Source organism: Marinobacter sp. EhC06 (genome assembly GCF_001650915.1).
In the GTDB taxonomy this organism is placed as follows: domain Bacteria; phylum Pseudomonadota; class Gammaproteobacteria; order Pseudomonadales; family Oleiphilaceae; genus Marinobacter.
In genome coordinates this window covers 160,374-176,676 of sequence record NZ_LXYO01000003.1, presented here as the reverse complement: position 1 = coordinate 176,676, position 16,303 = coordinate 160,374, and the positions used below count along the sequence as shown (strand labels likewise).

General features: G+C 56.5%; 17 protein-coding genes and 2 pseudogenes. 10 read left to right on the top strand and 9 right to left on the bottom strand.

Translation table 11 applies throughout. The features are described from left to right. The 10 genes and pseudogenes from A8B84_RS03895 to A8B84_RS03855 form a co-directional block, all read left to right on the top strand. Positions 1-527 (top strand): VOC family protein (locus A8B84_RS03895; protein ID WP_201257854.1); only part of this gene is annotated, 527 nt, incomplete at its 5' end. Positions 528-558: 31 nt separating this feature from the next. Further along, positions 559-1,934, top strand: a pseudogene (locus A8B84_RS03890) (2-hydroxymuconic semialdehyde dehydrogenase). A 7-nt stretch (positions 1,935-1,941) separates the two neighbouring features. Continuing rightward, positions 1,942-2,814 carry an alpha/beta fold hydrolase gene (locus A8B84_RS03885; protein ID WP_064228049.1) on the top strand — a complete coding sequence of 291 codons (873 nt, stop codon included), beginning with the start codon at positions 1,942-1,944 and terminating at the stop codon, positions 2,812-2,814. Continuing rightward, positions 2,814-3,599, top strand: a complete 786-nt coding sequence (gene dmpE / locus A8B84_RS03880; RefSeq protein ID WP_064228048.1) for a 2-oxopent-4-enoate hydratase — start codon at positions 2,814-2,816, stop codon at positions 3,597-3,599. Before A8B84_RS03885 ends, dmpE (A8B84_RS03880) begins: the two co-directional genes overlap by 1 nt. Before the next feature lie 23 nt (positions 3,600-3,622). Beyond that, the gene (locus A8B84_RS03875; protein ID WP_064228047.1) at positions 3,623-4,558 is read left to right on the top strand and encodes an acetaldehyde dehydrogenase (acetylating); all 936 of its coding nucleotides are present in this window, start codon (positions 3,623-3,625) and stop codon (positions 4,556-4,558) included. A 12-nt stretch (positions 4,559-4,570) separates the two neighbouring features. Continuing rightward, positions 4,571-5,608 carry a 4-hydroxy-2-oxovalerate aldolase gene (gene dmpG, locus A8B84_RS03870; RefSeq protein ID WP_064228046.1) on the top strand — a complete coding sequence of 346 codons (1,038 nt, stop codon included), beginning with the start codon at positions 4,571-4,573 and terminating at the stop codon, positions 5,606-5,608. Next, positions 5,605-6,399 (top strand): 2-oxo-3-hexenedioate decarboxylase, encoded by a 795-nt coding sequence (dmpH, locus tag A8B84_RS03865; protein WP_064228045.1) that lies wholly within the window; start codon positions 5,605-5,607, stop codon positions 6,397-6,399. Before dmpG (A8B84_RS03870) ends, dmpH (A8B84_RS03865) begins: the two co-directional genes overlap by 4 nt. A gap of 18 nt (positions 6,400-6,417) precedes the next feature. Further along, positions 6,418-6,516 (top strand): annotated as a pseudogene (dmpI, locus tag A8B84_RS21965) (2-hydroxymuconate tautomerase); the annotation flags it as partial. A 50-nt stretch (positions 6,517-6,566) separates the two neighbouring features. Continuing rightward, positions 6,567-7,013: a GlcG/HbpS family heme-binding protein gene (locus A8B84_RS03860; protein WP_082905066.1), complete on the top strand. Its 447-nt coding sequence runs from the start codon at positions 6,567-6,569 to the stop codon at positions 7,011-7,013. Between the two features lie 108 nt (positions 7,014-7,121). Then, positions 7,122-8,495 carry an SLC13 family permease gene (locus tag A8B84_RS03855; protein ID WP_064228044.1) on the top strand — a complete coding sequence of 458 codons (1,374 nt, stop codon included), beginning with the start codon at positions 7,122-7,124 and terminating at the stop codon, positions 8,493-8,495. 331 nt (positions 8,496-8,826) lie between these two features. Here the strand turns inward: A8B84_RS03855 and A8B84_RS21190 are convergent, their stop codons facing one another. The 9 genes from A8B84_RS21190 to A8B84_RS03820 form a co-directional block, all read right to left on the bottom strand. Continuing rightward, complete coding sequence (locus tag A8B84_RS21190) at positions 8,827-9,012, bottom strand: hypothetical protein (RefSeq protein ID WP_227512713.1); 186 nt, start codon at positions 9,010-9,012, stop codon at positions 8,827-8,829. Next, entirely contained in the window at positions 9,006-9,167 is a 162-nt protein-coding gene (locus tag A8B84_RS21765) for a hypothetical protein (protein WP_227512712.1), read from the bottom strand. The genes A8B84_RS21190 and A8B84_RS21765 overlap by 7 nt, the downstream gene beginning before the upstream one ends. Positions 9,168-9,228: 61 nt before the next feature. Next, a complete protein-coding gene (locus A8B84_RS03850) occupies positions 9,229-10,164 on the bottom strand; it encodes a catechol 2,3-dioxygenase (RefSeq protein WP_064228043.1) in 936 nt (311 codons plus the stop codon). Between the two features lie 62 nt (positions 10,165-10,226). Next, on the bottom strand, positions 10,227-11,291 hold the full coding sequence (gene dmpG / locus A8B84_RS03845) for a 4-hydroxy-2-oxovalerate aldolase (RefSeq protein WP_227512711.1): 1,065 nt from the start codon (positions 11,289-11,291) through the stop codon (positions 10,227-10,229). Next, positions 11,291-12,205, bottom strand: a complete 915-nt coding sequence (locus A8B84_RS03840; protein WP_064228042.1) for an acetaldehyde dehydrogenase (acetylating) — start codon at positions 12,203-12,205, stop codon at positions 11,291-11,293. Before A8B84_RS03840 ends, dmpG (A8B84_RS03845) begins: the two co-directional genes overlap by 1 nt. 3 nt (positions 12,206-12,208) lie before the next feature. Next, entirely contained in the window at positions 12,209-12,436 is a 228-nt protein-coding gene (locus A8B84_RS03835; RefSeq protein ID WP_064228041.1) for a tautomerase family protein, read from the bottom strand. A gap of 15 nt (positions 12,437-12,451) precedes the next feature. Continuing rightward, positions 12,452-13,249 carry a 2-oxo-3-hexenedioate decarboxylase gene (gene dmpH / locus A8B84_RS03830; RefSeq protein WP_064228040.1) on the bottom strand — a complete coding sequence of 266 codons (798 nt, stop codon included), beginning with the start codon at positions 13,247-13,249 and terminating at the stop codon, positions 12,452-12,454. After that, positions 13,246-14,043: a 2-oxopent-4-enoate hydratase gene (dmpE, locus tag A8B84_RS03825; protein ID WP_064228039.1), complete on the bottom strand. Its 798-nt coding sequence runs from the start codon at positions 14,041-14,043 to the stop codon at positions 13,246-13,248. The genes dmpH (A8B84_RS03830) and dmpE (A8B84_RS03825) overlap by 4 nt, the downstream gene beginning before the upstream one ends. A gap of 7 nt (positions 14,044-14,050) precedes the next feature. Continuing rightward, positions 14,051-15,511 (bottom strand): 2-hydroxymuconic semialdehyde dehydrogenase, encoded by a 1,461-nt coding sequence (locus A8B84_RS03820; protein ID WP_064228038.1) that lies wholly within the window; start codon positions 15,509-15,511, stop codon positions 14,051-14,053. Positions 15,512-16,303 lie beyond the last annotated feature (792 nt).

Here is a 16,303-nt window from a genome sequence, read left to right as displayed (position 1 = left end):
GTGTTAATCCGGAGGCCTGGCCCCGTGGTCTGCGGGGCATGAAATCCGTGCGCTTTGACCACTGTCTGTTTTACGGTCCTGAGCTGGCGGCGACTTACGATGTTTTTGTCAATGTCCTGGGCTTCGACCTGGTCGAGCAAGTATTGGACCCGGAAGGCACTCGGGTGGCGCAGTTCCTGACCGTGTCCATGAAAGAGCATGACATCGCCTTCATCCACCACGAAGAAAAAGGTAAGTTCCATCACGCCTCTTTCCACCTGGAAACCTGGGAAGACGTTCTTAGGGCGGCGGACCTGATCACCATGACCGATACGTCCATCGATATCGGGCCGACCCGTCACGGTCTGACCCATGGCAAAACCATCTATTTCTTTGATCCATCTGGCAACCGTAACGAGGTGTTCTGCGGTGGTGATTATTTCTACCCGGATCATAAACCGGTCACCTGGGAGACGGAAGAGCTCGGCAAAGCGATCTTCTACCACGACCGGGCACTGAACGAACGTTTCATGACGGTTCTGACCTGATCCCGAACGGATGAAACGGGATTTAGCAGCCATGAAAGACATCAAGCACTACATCAACGGGCAGTATGTTGGCTCCGCCAGCGGCAAGCTGTTCGACAACGTCAACCCGGCTAAAGCGGCCCTGCGCGGCCCCTGGGGCAAGATGACACTGGAGGAGCGCACCCGCATCCTGCACAAGGTGGACGACGGCGTCAACGCCCGGTCTGATGAGTTCCTGGAAGCGGAGTGCCTCGATACCGGCAAGCCAAAATCCATGGCGAGCCATATCGACATTCCCCGGGGCGCGGCCAACTTTAAGGTGTTCGCGGACATGATCAAGAATGTGCCCACAGAATCCTTTGAAATGCCGACCCCGGACGGCACCGGTCCGCTGAACTATGCGATACGTCGCCCCAAAGGCGTGATTGGTGTGATCAGCCCCTGGAATCTGCCATTGCTGCTGATGACCTGGAAAGTCGGCCCCGCCCTGGCCTGTGGCAACACGGTGGTGGTCAAGCCCTCCGAGGAAACGCCGACTACCACCGCCCTGCTGGGTGAGGTGATGAAGGAAGCCGGCGTACCGGATGGCGTTTACAACGTCGTGCAGGGTTTTGGGGGCGACTCCGCAGGCGCTTTCCTGACTGAACATCCTCAGGTGGACGGTTTCACCTTTATCGGCGAAGTGATCATGAAAGCCGCCGCCAAGGGCATCCGGGATATCTCCCTGGAGCTGGGTGGCAAAAACGCCGGTCTGGTGTTTGCCAATTTCGATATGGACAAGGCCATCGAAGGCACCATGCGTTCGGCCTTCGCCAACTGCGGTCAGGTCTGCCTGGACACCGAGCGCGTCTATGTCGAAAGGTCCATCTTCGACGAGTTCGTGGGCCGGCTGAAAAAAGCGGCGGAGGGCCTGATGATCGGCCCGCCGGACGATGCCGAAGCCAACCTGGGGCCGCTGGTCAGCCTCAAACATAAAAAAAAATCCTTTCCTATTACCAGAAAGCCGTGGATGACAGCGCTACCGTTGTTACCGGTGGTGGTGTTCCGGAAATGCCGGAAGATCTTGCTGGCGGGGCCTGGGTGGAGCCCACGATCTGGACCGCTTTGCCGGAAGATTCCGCAGTGATTACCGATGAGATTTTTGGCTCCTGTGTTCACCTCTGTCCGTTCAATACGGAAGAAGAGGCGATTGAGCTGGCCAACAGTTTTCCTTATGGCCTGGCCTCGGCCATATGTAGCGAAAACATTACCCGCGCCCACCGGGTAGCGGGCCAGGTCGAGGCCGGCATTATCTGGGTCAACAGCTGGTTCCTTCGTGACTTGCGTACACCTTTCGGGGGCAGCAAGCAGTCCGGCATTGGCCGTGAGGGCGGTGTGCACTCCCTGGAGTTCTACACCGAAATGAAGAACATCTGCGTGAAATTGTGAGCTGACCATGACTGCACCTGCAAACAGCCCCGAAATCGGGCGTGAGATAACCGCTGCCGGCTACCGCACCAACGTGCATGACCATGGTGCGGACAATGCTAAGAATGATGTTCCGGTCATGATGATCCACGGCTCCGGCCCCGGTGTCACCGCCTGGGCCAACTGGCGCCTGGTGATTCCGGAGCTGGCGAAGAACCGCCGTGTGGTGGCGCCGGACATGCTTGGCTTCGGGCACACCGAACGCCCGGAAGACAACACCTACAACCGCGAACGCTGGGTGGCCCACGCCATCGGCGTGATGGACTCACTGGATCTGGAGAAAGTGGATCTGGTAGGCAACTCCTTCGGTGGCGGCCTGGCTCTGGCGCTGGCCATCGAGCATCCGGAGCGCATTCGTCGTCTGGTGCTGATGGGCTCGGCTGGCGTCAGTTTCCCGATCACCCAGGGGCTGGATGAAGTCTGGGGCTACGAGCCCTCCCTTGAAAACATGCGCCGCCTGATGGATGTGTTCGCGTTCAATAAAAACCTGCTCACCGACGAACTGGCGGAAATGCGTTATCAGGCCAGCATCCGCCCCGGTTTCCAGGAGTCGTTCGCGGCCATGTTCCCGGCTCCGCGTCAGCGCTGGGTCGACAACCTGGCCAGCCCGGAAGAGGACATTCGGGCGCTGCCGCACGAAACCCTGGTGATTCATGGCCGGGAGGATGAAGTGATCCCCCTGCAGGCGTCCCTGACCCTGGCGGACTGGATCGACCGGGCACAGCTGCACGTCTATGGCCGCTGTGGTCACTGGACCCAGATTGAACATGCCAACCGGTTTGCCCGGCTGGTGAACGATTTCCTGACCGAGGCCGATCAAGTGGCTTCAGGAGCAGAGTAATGGAACAGACACGCATCCAGACCTTCGGTGACGAGCTTTACCAGGCCATGCTGAACCGGGAGGCGGTCGCACCGCTGACCGACCGTGGCGAAGACATCACCATCAACGACGCCTACCACATTTCCCTGCGCATGCTGGAACGCCGGCTGGCGGATGGCGCCTCCGTCATCGGCAAGAAGATCGGTGTCACCAGCAAGGCGGTGCAGAACATGCTGAACGTGCACCAGCCGGATTTCGGGTACCTAACCGACGACATGGTGTTCAACAGCGGTGAAGTCATGCCCATCAGTGACCGGCTGATTGCGCCCCGCGCCGAGGGCGAAATTGCCTTCATCCTGAAAAAAGACCTGAGCGGCCCCGGTGTAACCAATGCCGATGTACTCGCCGCCACTGAGTGTGTGATGCCCTGTTTCGAGATTGTCGACTCGCGCATCCAGGACTGGAAGATCGCCATCCAGGACACCGTGGCGGATAACGCCTCCTGCGGCCTGTTTGTCCTGGGTGACCAGGCGGTTTCTCCCCGCAAGGTGGACCTGGGGACCTGCGGCATAGTGGTGGAAAAGAACGGCAGTGTACTGAGTGCCGGTGCTGGTGCTGCTGCACTGGGTTCCCCGGTGAACTGCGTGACCTGGCTGGCCAACACCCTCGGCGAGTTCGGCATCACCCTGAAAGCCGGTGAAGTCATCCTGTCCGGTTCCCTGGTCCCGCTGGAGCCGGTCAAGGCCGGTGATTACATGCGTGTGGATATCGGTGGTATCGGCAGTGCTTCCGTGCGCTTCGCCTGACCCGGATTGAAGAGGACAACATCATGAGCAACAAAATCAAAGCGGCGATCATCGGTTCGGGCAACATTGGCACCGACCTGATGATCAAGATCCTGCGCACCGCCGAGCACATCGAGATGGGGGTGATGGTCGGGATTGACCCCGAGTCCGATGGTCTGGCCCGTGCCAAACGTATGGGCGTGGCCACCACTGCAGAAGGCGTGGAAGGGCTGGTGAAGATGCCCGAGTTCGCCGACATCGGCATTGTGTTTGATGCCACGTCGGCCGGCGCCCACGTTCACAATGACAAACTGCTGCGTGAACACAAACCCGACATCCGCGTGGTGGACCTGACCCCGGCCGCCATCGGCCCCTATTGCGTGCCGGTGGTTAATTTGGAGGAGCATCTGGCCGAGGGCAACGTCAACATGGTCACCTGCGGTGGCCAGGCCACCATTCCCATGGTCGCAGCGGTCTCCCGAGTCGCCAAGGCTCATTACGCGGAAATCGTGGCATCCATTTCCAGTAAATCCGCCGGCCCCGGTACCCGCGCCAACATCGACGAGTTCACCGAAACCACCTCCAAGGCCATCGAAGTGGTCGGTGGTGCCCAGAAGGGCAAGGCCATCATCATCCTGAACCCGGCCGAACCACCCCTGCTGATGCGGGACACCGTCTACGTGCTATCTGAGGCCGCTGACGAGGCGGAAATCGAAGCCTCCGTGGAAGAAATGGTCAAGGACGTCAACCGCTACGTGCCGGGCTACCGCCTGAAGCAGAAGGTGCAGTTCGACGACATCCCCGAAGACCAGCCCATGAACGTCCCGGGCCTGGGCCGCTTCAGTGGCCTGAAGACCTCCATCTTCCTGGAAGTAGAGGGCGCCGCCCACTACCTGCCGGCCTACGCCGGCAACCTGGACATCATGACCTCCGCCGCTCTCGGTACCGCCGAGCGCATCGCCGAATCGCTGGTCAAGTGAGGAGACTGAACCATGACTTATAACCCCGGCAAGAAACTCTATATCTCCGACGTGACCCTGCGGGACGGCAGCCACGCCATTCGTCACCAGTACTCCATCAAGAACGTGCAGGACATTGCACGGGCCCTGGACAAGGCAAAAGTCGACAGTATTGAAGTGGCCCACGGCGACGGCCTGCAGGGCTCCAGCTTCAACTACGGCTTCGGCGCCCACACGGATCTGGAGTGGATCGAAGCGGTGGCGGACGTAGTCATCCACTCGAAAATCGCCACCCTGCTGCTGCCCGGCATCGGCACCGTCCACGACCTGGACAACGCCTACAGTGCCGGCGCCAGAATTGTCAGAGTGGCCACCCACTGTACCGAAGCGGATGTGTCGAAGCAGCACATCGAGCACGCCCGCAAACTGGGCATGGACACCGTCGGCTTCCTGATGATGAGCCACATGCAGACCCCGCAGGGGCTCGCCGAACAGGCCAAGCTGATGGAAGACTACGGCGCCACCTGTCTGTACGTCGTCGACTCCGGCGGCGCCATGAACATGAACGACATCCGCGACCGCTTTCGCGCCCTCAAGGATGTGCTCAAACCTGAAACCCAGACCGGCATCCACGCCCACCATAACCTCGCGCTGGGCGTGGCCAACTCCATCGTGGCGGTCGAGGAAGGCTGCGACCGTGTCGATGCCAGCCTCGCCGGCATGGGCGCTGGCGCGGGCAACGCCCCGCTGGAAGTGTGCATTGCCGCCTTCGACAAGATGGGTTGGGAGCACGGTACCGATGTGTACGCACTGATGGATGCCGCTGATGACATTGTACGGCCGCTACAGGACCGCCCGGTGCGGGTGGATCGTGAAACCCTGGCACTTGGCTACGCCGGTGTCTATTCCAGCTTCCTGCGCCACTCGGAAGTGGCGGCCCAGAAGTACGGCCTGAAGACCGTGGACATTCTGGTGGAGCTTGGCAAACGCCGCATGGTGGGTGGCCAGGAAGACATGATTGTGGATGTGGCGCTGGATCTGCTGGCGGCACAAAAGGAGCAGAACGCATGAGCAAGACATTAAGCCGAGAGCAGGTGCTGGCACTGGCCGAGCACGTGGAAAACGCCGAGCTGCAGGCCCACGACATCACCAAGGTCACCAATGACTATCCCGACATGACCTTCGAGGATGCCTACGACGTGCAGTGGGAAATCCGCCGTCGCAAGGAAGAGCGGGGCAACAAGATCGTGGGCATGAAAATGGGCCTGACCTCCTGGGCCAAGATGGCGCAGATGGGTGTGGAAACCCCGATCTACGGATTCCTGGCCGATTATTTCAGCGTGCCTGATGGCGGTGTGGTCGACACTAAAGAGCTGATCCACCCGAAGATCGAGGCCGAAATCGCTTTTGTTACCAAGGCACCGTTAAAAGGCCCGGGCTGCCATATCGGCCAGGTGCTGGCGGCGACGGACTTCGTGATTCCCGCCGTGGAAATCATCGACTCTCGCTATGAGAACTTCAAGTTCGACCTGGTGAGCGTCGTTGCCGATAACGCCTCATCAACCCGGTTTATCACCGGTGGCCAGATGGCGGATGTGGCGGACGTGGACCTGAAAACCCTGGGTGTGGTGGTCGAGAAGAACGGTGAAGTTGTCGATGTAGGCGCGGGCGCCGCCGTGCTTGGCCATCCGGCCTCCAGCGTGGCGATGCTGGCGAATCTGCTGGCAGAGCGGGGTGAGCACATTCCCGCGGGCACCTTCATCATGACTGGTGGCATAACCGCTGCCATCACGGTGGAGCCTGGTGACAATATCACCGTACGGTACCAGGGACTGGGAACGGTTTCCGGACAATTCATCTGACTCTGACAAGGAGGCACTATGCCTATTGCTCAGCTTTACATTATTGAAGGCAGAACGGACGAGCAGAAAGAAACGCTGATTCAGGAAGTGAGCGAGGCCATGGCCCGCTCTAGTGGAATGAACAATGCTGGACAGATGGTCTCTGGCTTTGAGGGGGGGTGAGAATCATGGTGGATGGCAACCAAAAGCCGCTTGTTCAACTTGGGTATATGTTGACTGAAGTCGCATCATTGCACCTGCTGGAAGTGGCCGTAGGTAAGGCGGAAGAGCTCGGTATTAAAGCTACGGTCGCCGTGGTGGACCCGTCTGGTCGCCTGATAGCATTCGTGAAAATGGCGGGATCTTTCCTGGTGGCTTCTGAACTGGCCCGAAAAAAAGCGATCACCGCTGCCGGCATGGGCATGGATACCGTGAAACTGGAAGCTTTGCTCGGCGAGGAACGGTCACGTGTTCTGGAAGGGCTGACCAAGTCTGAACACTTCACAGTAATCGGCGGTGGTGTGCCTTTGGTCCGGGACGATCATGTGGTTGGTGGTATTGGGGTTTCTGGCGGTAGTGAGGACCAGGATATTGAATGTGCCCAGGCGGCAGCGCAGATTGTCTGCACTTACTAGACATGATGGATTGAGCCTACCCGTACCCGTCGCGACGTCGTGGCTTATGTTGAAGGGGTTCGCCTTCTGGCTGTTCCCGGACAAGAACAGGAATGTACGTTGAAGGGAATGCAACGCTCACAGTGGATCGCGCTGATCCTGATTCCGGCGCTGACCTTGGTTTTATTGCTGACACCGTTAGCCGGCTGGTTCGATGGGAAGCAGCTAATCACATCTATTCTGGTCATGACCGGCCTTGTGCTGTTCGCAACCGGAGCGCTCCCGGAGTTTGTCTCTGCCTTATTGGTGCTGACCCTCGCAATGCTATTGTCCCTGGCGCCCGCCGACGTGGTGTTTTCGGGGCTCACCTCTACCGCCTGCTGGTTAATCGTTTCCGGCCTGGTGATTGGTATCGCCATAACCGAAACCGGGCTTGCGCGGCGCATCTCCGACTTTTTCACGCAACATCTGGATACGAGCTACACCCGATTGATCGCCGGCACTGTGCTCATCGGTATTGTGCTGGGGTTTGTCATGCCCTCTTCGATCGGCCGTATTGTCCTTTTTATACCAATTGCTCTGGTCATCGCCGAAAATTGCGGCTTTGTACCCGGGAGTAACGGCCACAAAGCCGTGGGGTTGGCAGCTGCTTTCGGCAGCCACTTGCCGACGTTCGCCATCCTGCCGGCAAACATGCCCAATATGATCATGATCGGTTCTGCAGAAAACATTCACGGCTGGAGCCCGCTGTTCGGCGAGTATTTGTTGCTGCACTTCCCGGTGCTCGGATTACTCAAGAGCATTTTGCTGATTATAGTGATTGTTTGGCTATATCCGGATACACCACAGCGCAGTAAACAGACCAACCCCGTCCGTGATTTCGAATTCAAAGAAACCCGATTATTGTTGATCATGGCAGCAACCCTGGGGCTCTGGTTTACCGACTCACTGCACCAGATGTCGGCAGCCTGGATCGGACTGGCTGCAGCCACACTGCTACTCATCCCAGTAATTGGTATGGTGTCCACACAGAGCTTCAACCAGAAGGTGAACATCAGTTCCATCTTGGTGGTTGCCGGGTTACTTGGTATTGCCGGTTTGATCAACCACCAGAACATCAGCGGTGTCATCGGTGCTCATATGCTTTCCTGGTTGCCCCTGGATACCGGCCAGGATTTCAGCAACTTCATCGTCCTGTCACTTGTCGCGACGGCCACCGGGATGATGACAACTCTGGCCGGTATTCCCGCCACCCTGACGCCGTTGGCCGAACCTCTCAGCCAACTGACCGGCTTCAGCCTGGAAGCCGTACTGATGACCCAAGTTCTTGGCTTTTCGACGATCGTGTTTACTTACCAGTCGGTTCCTTTGATGATGGCCATGCCGCTGGCCGGAATCCCCATGAGGCACGCTGCCCGGCTCTGTCTCGTTCTGGCCGCTCTTTCCGTTTTGATCCTGTTTCCGCTTGATTACTTCTGGTGGCAGTTTCTGAAGTGGATTTAAGGTTATACTAGGGCCGGGCCACAACGAACACAGCCTTAGATTCTGCATCTTCACCCACTCCTTGATATGGGTCCGTCAGCCCGAAACCCGTATGTCCTCAAGATGTCGGCCATGAGTGGTCAGCACTATATCTCGTCCGGCTTCAGCGAGTTCCGCCGATGGCACCCATCATGAGAATAGTGAAAGAAGACATTGGTACCTCTTCGCGAAGCCCGATTACAGGAGACACGAAATATTAACAGAAAAAAGAACCGTCCGTGGTTAGAGTTCGTCGACTAATTCCGTCAACTAATGCAGCCACAACCGTTGTTTGTGGCTGGTGGAGACAACGTTAGAGTTCTGGATTTTGGAGTTGCTGACACCGGCGATAAAGCGGCCAGACCAATTTGCCAATCACTTTCAGGGACAGACCACTCCGGGGCCGGATGCAACAGGCCATTACCCGCCTCTGGACAAGCGCTTCGTCATCAATATGCGCATTACTCATCGACCGATTATCATATTCACCCTTTACCACTTGGATCTGGCAGACTCCACAGCCACCACGACGACACCCAACCGAGGTACCGGGGTACCGTTTTTCCCTGCTCCCATCATGCACTCAAGCACCTTTCGTCGAGCGTCACAGGTGAAATCAAGATTCAGCTCGTCAAGACGTATCCAATAGGACATACCAACTTCCTCCACCTGTTATTGCCATTGTTGGCTTACCGCACTGTGAGGGTTGGGATCATCAGGTCATCACCGTCAGAAAACTCTCCCGCGGTATATTGTCCTGCGAAAACTGGAGAGGTCCCATGTGGGAGGTATCCCAGGTCAGGGTTGGAGTATCCGGGTAATGCACGTAGCCACCGGAGAAAACCTCGTTGCGGTTCCCTGAAGGATCGAAATAGTAGATCGTGTTTCCGCGGGTAACACCATGGCGATTGGGCCCCACATCCACGGGAATGCGATATTTGCCGATCAGGTCTGCCGCGTGAATGACATCCGTCTCCGATTCGAGCAGGAATGATACGTGATGGAATCGACCGGGCTCTGGCTGAGACACAAACGCCACGTCGTGGGGTTTGGTGGAGCAGGTTAGAAACAGCGCGAGCGAATCACGGCTGTCTTCATCCTCAACCCGTTCACTCAGATCGAAATCGAAAACTTCCTGAAATAAACGACTACTTTCGTCGATATTCGGCCCACCAAGCAAGCAATGATCCAGTCGATTAATACGGAACCCCCGGATCACTCCTTCATCTGGCATAACGCCCGGATTACGAGTTCCCAACGTGTTGCCGACCTGTTCTTTCTCGGCATATAGATGCATTTTGTGGCCGGAGGGCAATATAAATTCGAGCCTGCGGCCACTTTTTGGGTAAACTCCGGCAGCAATGTGTGTCACCTCAAGGCCGAACGCTTCAATCTTCGGTTCCAGATCGGTTAGGGTCTTGTCGTCATAGACTTTGAACGCGACATAATCCAATCCTGCCTCATCGGCTTCACGGAGAATCACCGAGTGGTGGTCGTGCTCATCCCACGCCTTGCAATAAATTTTTCGATCCTTGTCGTCATACATAACCTCTATGAGGCCCGTACGTTCTACATAATGAGCGCGGGCCGCATCCAGATCGAGGACACGTATACCTACCTCTCCGAGTCGAAGAACTCCCCTGAGTGCCATGTTTCACCTCTCGTAATGAGTGTTGGTAGATTCGGTGACAAATAAAGCCTGAAACCAGGCCCTCAACTTGCCACCGCTTTCAGCAAGCCTCGTCCCTTAGCCATAGTCATCGCGGTATCGTCGATCATGTCTTCCTGACCACCAATCATCTTCTTACGCCCCAGCTCGACCAGAATGTCACGTGCCGGAACACCGTAACGCTCTGCTGCGCGTTTGGCTGGCAGCAGGAAGGTGGAGTATACGCCGGCGTAACCCAGCGCCAGGGATTCACGGTCAATCCGGACAATGTGATCCATCATCGGCACAATGATTTCCTCAGCTATGTCGGCCAGTTTGAAGACGTTGACGCCAGTTTTGATGCCCATCCGTTCGCATACCGCGGCAAACACCTCCAGTGGCGTGTTTCCTGCACCAGCGCCAAGACCGGCCACCGATCCATCGATGCGTGTCGCTCCGGCGTCAATGGCTGCAATGGAGTTCGCGATACCCATGCCAAGGTTGTGATGACCATGGAAGCCAATCTCGGTTTCGGGTTTGAGCGCATCCCGAAGTGCTTGTATCCGGTCTTTTACATCTGCCGGCAACATATAGCCGGCGGAATCCGTGAGGTATACGGTATGGGCACCGTAGGACTCCATCAGTTTTGCTTGCTCAGCGAGCCCCTTGGCGTCATTGAGGTGAGCCATCATCAGGAAGCCCGTGGTATCCATTCCCAGCTCCCGGGCACAGGCAATGTGCTGCGGGGAGGTATCGGCTTCTGTGCAGTGCGTCGCCACATGAACACTTCTGGCGCCAGCCTTATAGGCCGACTTGAGTTCCTTCATGGTGCCCAGGCCCGGAATTAGCAGGACCGACACTTTGGCCTGTTTCATCCGTGACGCCACCGCACTGATATATTCTTCGTTGCTGGCTATGGCAAATCCGTGTTGCAGGGAATTTCCACCCAGACCAGCACCGTGGGTCACCTGCAGGTATGGCACACCCGCGTCGTCCAGAGAGGTCGCGACCTTCACCATCTGATCGACGGAAATCTGCTCGCGCTTGGCGTGCATGCCATCACGCAGGCACATGTCATGCAGGATTACCTTCCGGCTCCTTCTGTCACCAGAGATCATTGAGTCTGTCATTACGCCACCTCCACAGGCTGAGGGTTAAATGTACCGGCCAGAATCTCCTGGGCAAACATTTCCGCCGTCCGGGTCGCAGCAGCGGTCATGATATCGAGGTTCCCGGCGTACTTGGGCAGGTAATCCCCCAGCCCCTCTACTTCCATAAATACAGTAACGCGCTTACCGTCGAACGCAGGGCCATTTACCAACCGGTAACCCGGCACGTATTTCTGAACTTCCTTGATCGTTGCCAACACCGATGCGGTAATCGATTCCTGATCCGGCTCCTCGTCGGTGATGCAGGAAATCGTGTTACGCATGATCATGGGGGGATCTGCCGGGTTGATGATCGCCAGGGCCTTGCCCCGCCGGGCACCACCCACCTTGGTAATGGCATCGGAGGTGGTGTAGGTAAACTCGTCAAGATTGGCCCGGGTACCGGAGCCAATGGAAAGGGACGACAAGGTGGCCACTATCTCTGCGTAATCGACCGTCTGAACATTGGACACCGCCCAGACGATGGGGATAGTCGCCTGACCCGCACAGGAGATCATATTTACATTCATTTCATACTTGTCGGCATGTTCCCTGAGATTGACAGGTGGTACGCACAGCGGGCCAATAGCCGCGGGTGTCAGGTCAATCATCAGCACTCCAAGCGCATTCAGTTTTCGACTGTTCTCCGCGTGGACATAAGCACTGGTCGCATCAAAGGCGATCTGGATTCCATCCGCCTCGACATGGGGCAGAAGCCCATCAACGCCCTCAGCTGTGGTCTTCAGTCCCATTTCCTGGGCGCGCATCAGGCCCTCAGATTCCGGATCAATGCCGACCATCCAGACCGGTTCCAGGTACTCACTGCGCTGGATCTTGTAGATCAGGTCGGTACCAATGTTACCGGACCCGATTAGTGCACATTTGATTTTCTGCATGGATTAATCCTCCACCTCTTTCTGGCCAGCCAAGCCGGCCTGCTGAGTTTTAAGGGCTGGTGCGACACCTGCTACGTAAAACTCGGCACCACGATGTTCAGTGATAAGAACCCGTACGGATTCTGCCGGAACACCCAGGCTGGATATCACGGCGCTAGTAATAGCTTTCGCGGCACTGGACTTCTGCTCCGTGGTGCGACCTTCCATCAAGTGCATCTCGATAATGGGCATATCCTGCTCCTGTTGTTATTCGCCGAACCGCACGGAGACGCTGCCGAGGTCTTGGTAACGGGCAATTACATGGTCGCCCGGTGCTACGGCAACGGCTTCGGTGATACCGCCGCTCATGACAAAGCTGCCTGCTGGGAGAGTCTCCCCCAAGTCGTGGAGGATATTCACCAGCATGGCGACAGCTTCCGCCGGGTGACCGAGCACAGCGGCTGACGCACCCATCCCGACAATCTCACCATTCTTTTCCATCACTACTCCGAGCGCGCGAAGGTCGAGATCCTTCGGGTACCGAGGGCGGCCACCGCCAACAAACCGGGCGGACGACCCGTTATCAGCAATCACACTTTCGAGGTCGAACTTGAAGCCGGAAAATCGCGAGTCGATGATTTCAATCGCTGGTAACACATAATCTGTCGCATCAAGAACATCCTGTGCGGTGATTCCAGGACCAGCGAGGTCCTTACCAGTCACGAAGGCCACTTCACATTCCACCCGCGGATGCACCAGATCAGAGGTAGATACCACCGAATTTTCGGGTCGGGCCATCCGGTCCGTCAGGAAGCCAATGGATGGAACGTTCACGCCCATCTGTTCCATTTTTGCCTTGGACGTCAGACCCGCTTTCCAGCCAACCAGCGTGTGCCCGCTCTCAATGAAGCGCCGCCGCAACTCTGATTGGACGGCATATCCGTCATCAATAGTCATACCGGGATATTCGTTGGTCAGTTTGGGTATGGCGTAAGCGCGGGTCTGAGCCCCTTCTACCCGCTCGCAAAGGCGCACAATATCTTCCCGAGTCAGTGTGATGCTCATACTGCGCTCCTCCCTTCAAAGCGGACCTTGCAACTTCCTACACCACCAATCGTGCACACCAACTCATCCCCGTCAGTAACCTGCACCAGGTTGGATTGAGAGCCTGATAAAATGACTTCACCGGCCTTGAAGGGAATCCCCAGTTCGCCCAAAGTGTTGGCGAGCCATGCCACAGCGTTGGCAGGGGAACCCTGAACTGCTGCCCCTACACCGGTCGAATAAAGCTCACCATTTTTCTCCAGCACCATACCCGCGAGGGTGATGTCAACTTCACGTGGATCCACTTTGCATGAACTAATCACGTAAACCCCACAAGAGGCGTTGTCAGCTACCGTGTCCTGGATCTTGATCTTCCAGTCGCGAATACGTGAGTCGACGATTTCAAAGCAGGGAGCCACATAATCGGTCGCACGGATCACGTCCATGGCTGTGATGCCAGGCCCCTTCAAGTCCTCTTTCAGCACGAACGCCAGCTCTGCTTCGGCCTTTGGCTGAATCAAGTCGTCAAGAGCAATGACATCACCTTCCTGGTAAACCATTTTTGAGGTCAACTGCCCAAAATCCGGTTGAAACACACCCAAAAAATCCTGCACGGCTTTGCTGGTCACACCGATTTTCTTACCAACCACCGTTTCGCCTGCATCCAAACGTCGCTGGATGAATCGCAGCTGGATTCTGTAGGCATCCTCAAGACTGATGTCCGGATCTCGCTCAGTGAAAGGCGCGATGGTCCTGCGTTCGACAAACGCCTGATAGAGCTCGTCGCCGTATTGATCAATTATATTCTGGTCCATATCAGCCTCACATTTTGATGCAAACGTTGCGCATCTCGGTGTAGAACTCCAAGGAGTGCACACCACCTTCACGACCGATGCCCGAAGTTTTGGCACCTCCAAAGGCGGTTCTCAGATCCCGGAGGAACCAGCTATTAACCCAAGTAATCCCAACATCGACTTTGGCCGCAACGCGATGCGCGCGTGTGAGGTTGTCAGTCCAGATCGTGGTGGATAGTCCGTAATCGGAAGCATTAGCTAACTCGATGACTTCCTCTTCGGTGTCAAAGGGCCGGATATGACAGCAAGGGCCGAAGATCTCTTCCTGAATTACAGCGGACGACTCCTGAAGATCCGTCCAGATTGTCGGTTGAACCCAGGCACCTTCGGCAAGCTCACCAGGCATTTCCGGAACACCACCGCCAGTTACAATCGTGGCTCCATCTTCTTTAGCCTTGGCGTAATAGGATAAAACCTTCTGCCGATGCTCTTGGCTGATCAGCGGCCCGTAATTCACACCATTGTCGGTGGGTCGGCCAAACTTGACGTTTTCAACCTTTTCTTTGAGGGCGGCTACGAAACGATCAAAAGCTGGACGCTCGACATAGACCCGCTCAGTCCCAAGACATACCTGACCGGTATTGAGGAATGCCGACCGGAAAATGCCGTCAATTGCCTTATCAAAATCACAGTCGGCGAACACGATTCCGGCATTTTTACCACCCATCTCAAACGACACGTCCCGAATGCCATCCGATGCGGCCTTCATGATCGCCGAACCGGTTCGTGTTTCGCCGGTGAAGGTGATGGCATCAACGTCCTTGTGGCGGGTCAGAAACTCGCCGGCGGAGTCTGGACCAAATCCGTTAATGACGTTGTAGACGCCTTTGGGGATGCCTACCTTGTTCATTACCTCACCCAGCAGCGTTGCGGTCAGAGGAGATTCTTCCGAAGGCTTAACCACTACGGTATTCCCACATGCCAGGGCGGGGCCAACTTTCCAGGTCATCAGCAGAAATGGGGCGTTCCAGGGCGCCACTACGCCAATCACCCCCTTGGGAACGCGAACACCATAGTTCAGGGCACCACGACCGTCCGGAGTGTCCATGTGAAAACTCTCAGTCGGTACGTTCTTGATAATGTCCGCAAAGACCTTGAAGTTTGCGGCGCCGCGCGGGATGAATACTTGGCTCATAACGTGCTGAGGCTGCCCCGTGTCGGCCATCTCGGCGTCGACAAAATCGTCGAAGCGGCGAGTGATTTCATCGGCCACCTGGTAAAGCAGATCCACCCGTTCATTAGTGGCCAGCTTGCCCCACTCTCCGGTCAGTGCACGCTTTGCCGCAGTTACAGCCTGATCTACCTCTGGCTGCCCGGCCTCCGCAATCGATGCTATGACTCGGTTGTCGACAGGGGACCGCTTTTCAAACCGCCTGCCAACGCTAGAAGCGACAAATTCGCCGTTTATGAAGTTATCTATCTGGCGCATATTGGTTCCTGCTTGGCTTCTGCTTCCTATGGTAGTCTTCAGCGCCCTTGATAGGCGTTTTACTGTAGAGTTGTCCAAGTATAGGAATGCAAATTCATACCGTCTAATACCATTTGATAGTTCCGTGGTTACTGTTTTGGTATGAAAAGAAAGGTTCATCGCCATAGGAAAGCACCGCTATTTTGCTCTTCGTAACAGAACGACCTGTCAGCCGTAGCTGATCTCGGGCTTCGCTTCGTCAAACTTATACTCGATGCTTTTGACAAGGCGACGCCCGAACTCTGAGCTAAAATAACGTCGAAAACGCTTTTCTTGCCCCTGAAGTGGGTTTCATGCCGCAATAGAGCTCCCAACTTATTGAACTACCCGTTTTTTGGTCACCCAACCCCCGAGTTCATGCCATTCTGGCCGATAAGCGGAACTTGGCCTTGTTGTCGGCCTTGCAGGCTCTACTCGACTGGGGACTGACCTTAGCGGATGCTGATTGCCTGGAAGACGCCGTGCCGAAGCCCCGGCGGGTGTCGAGTGAAGATGCTACGGCGTTGCGGAGCGCTCGGCGCCAGTTTTTTAAGCCGGTGGCCGGTCCCGGCAGCAAGGGTGTCTATCAGGGCGACAGTACGTTGAAGGCCTCCTGTCTCTGAAGAAGCGGCAAGTTACCTGTCTCAGTGGAAGGAAAAGCGCCTTAGCTGGCCTCGGAATCCGCGTGATGTTGCCTATTGATCTGGTGCAAACCTGGCTAATGTGAGCTGACGCTTGTCTATATGATTAGCTTGCGATTTACTGTTACTGAAT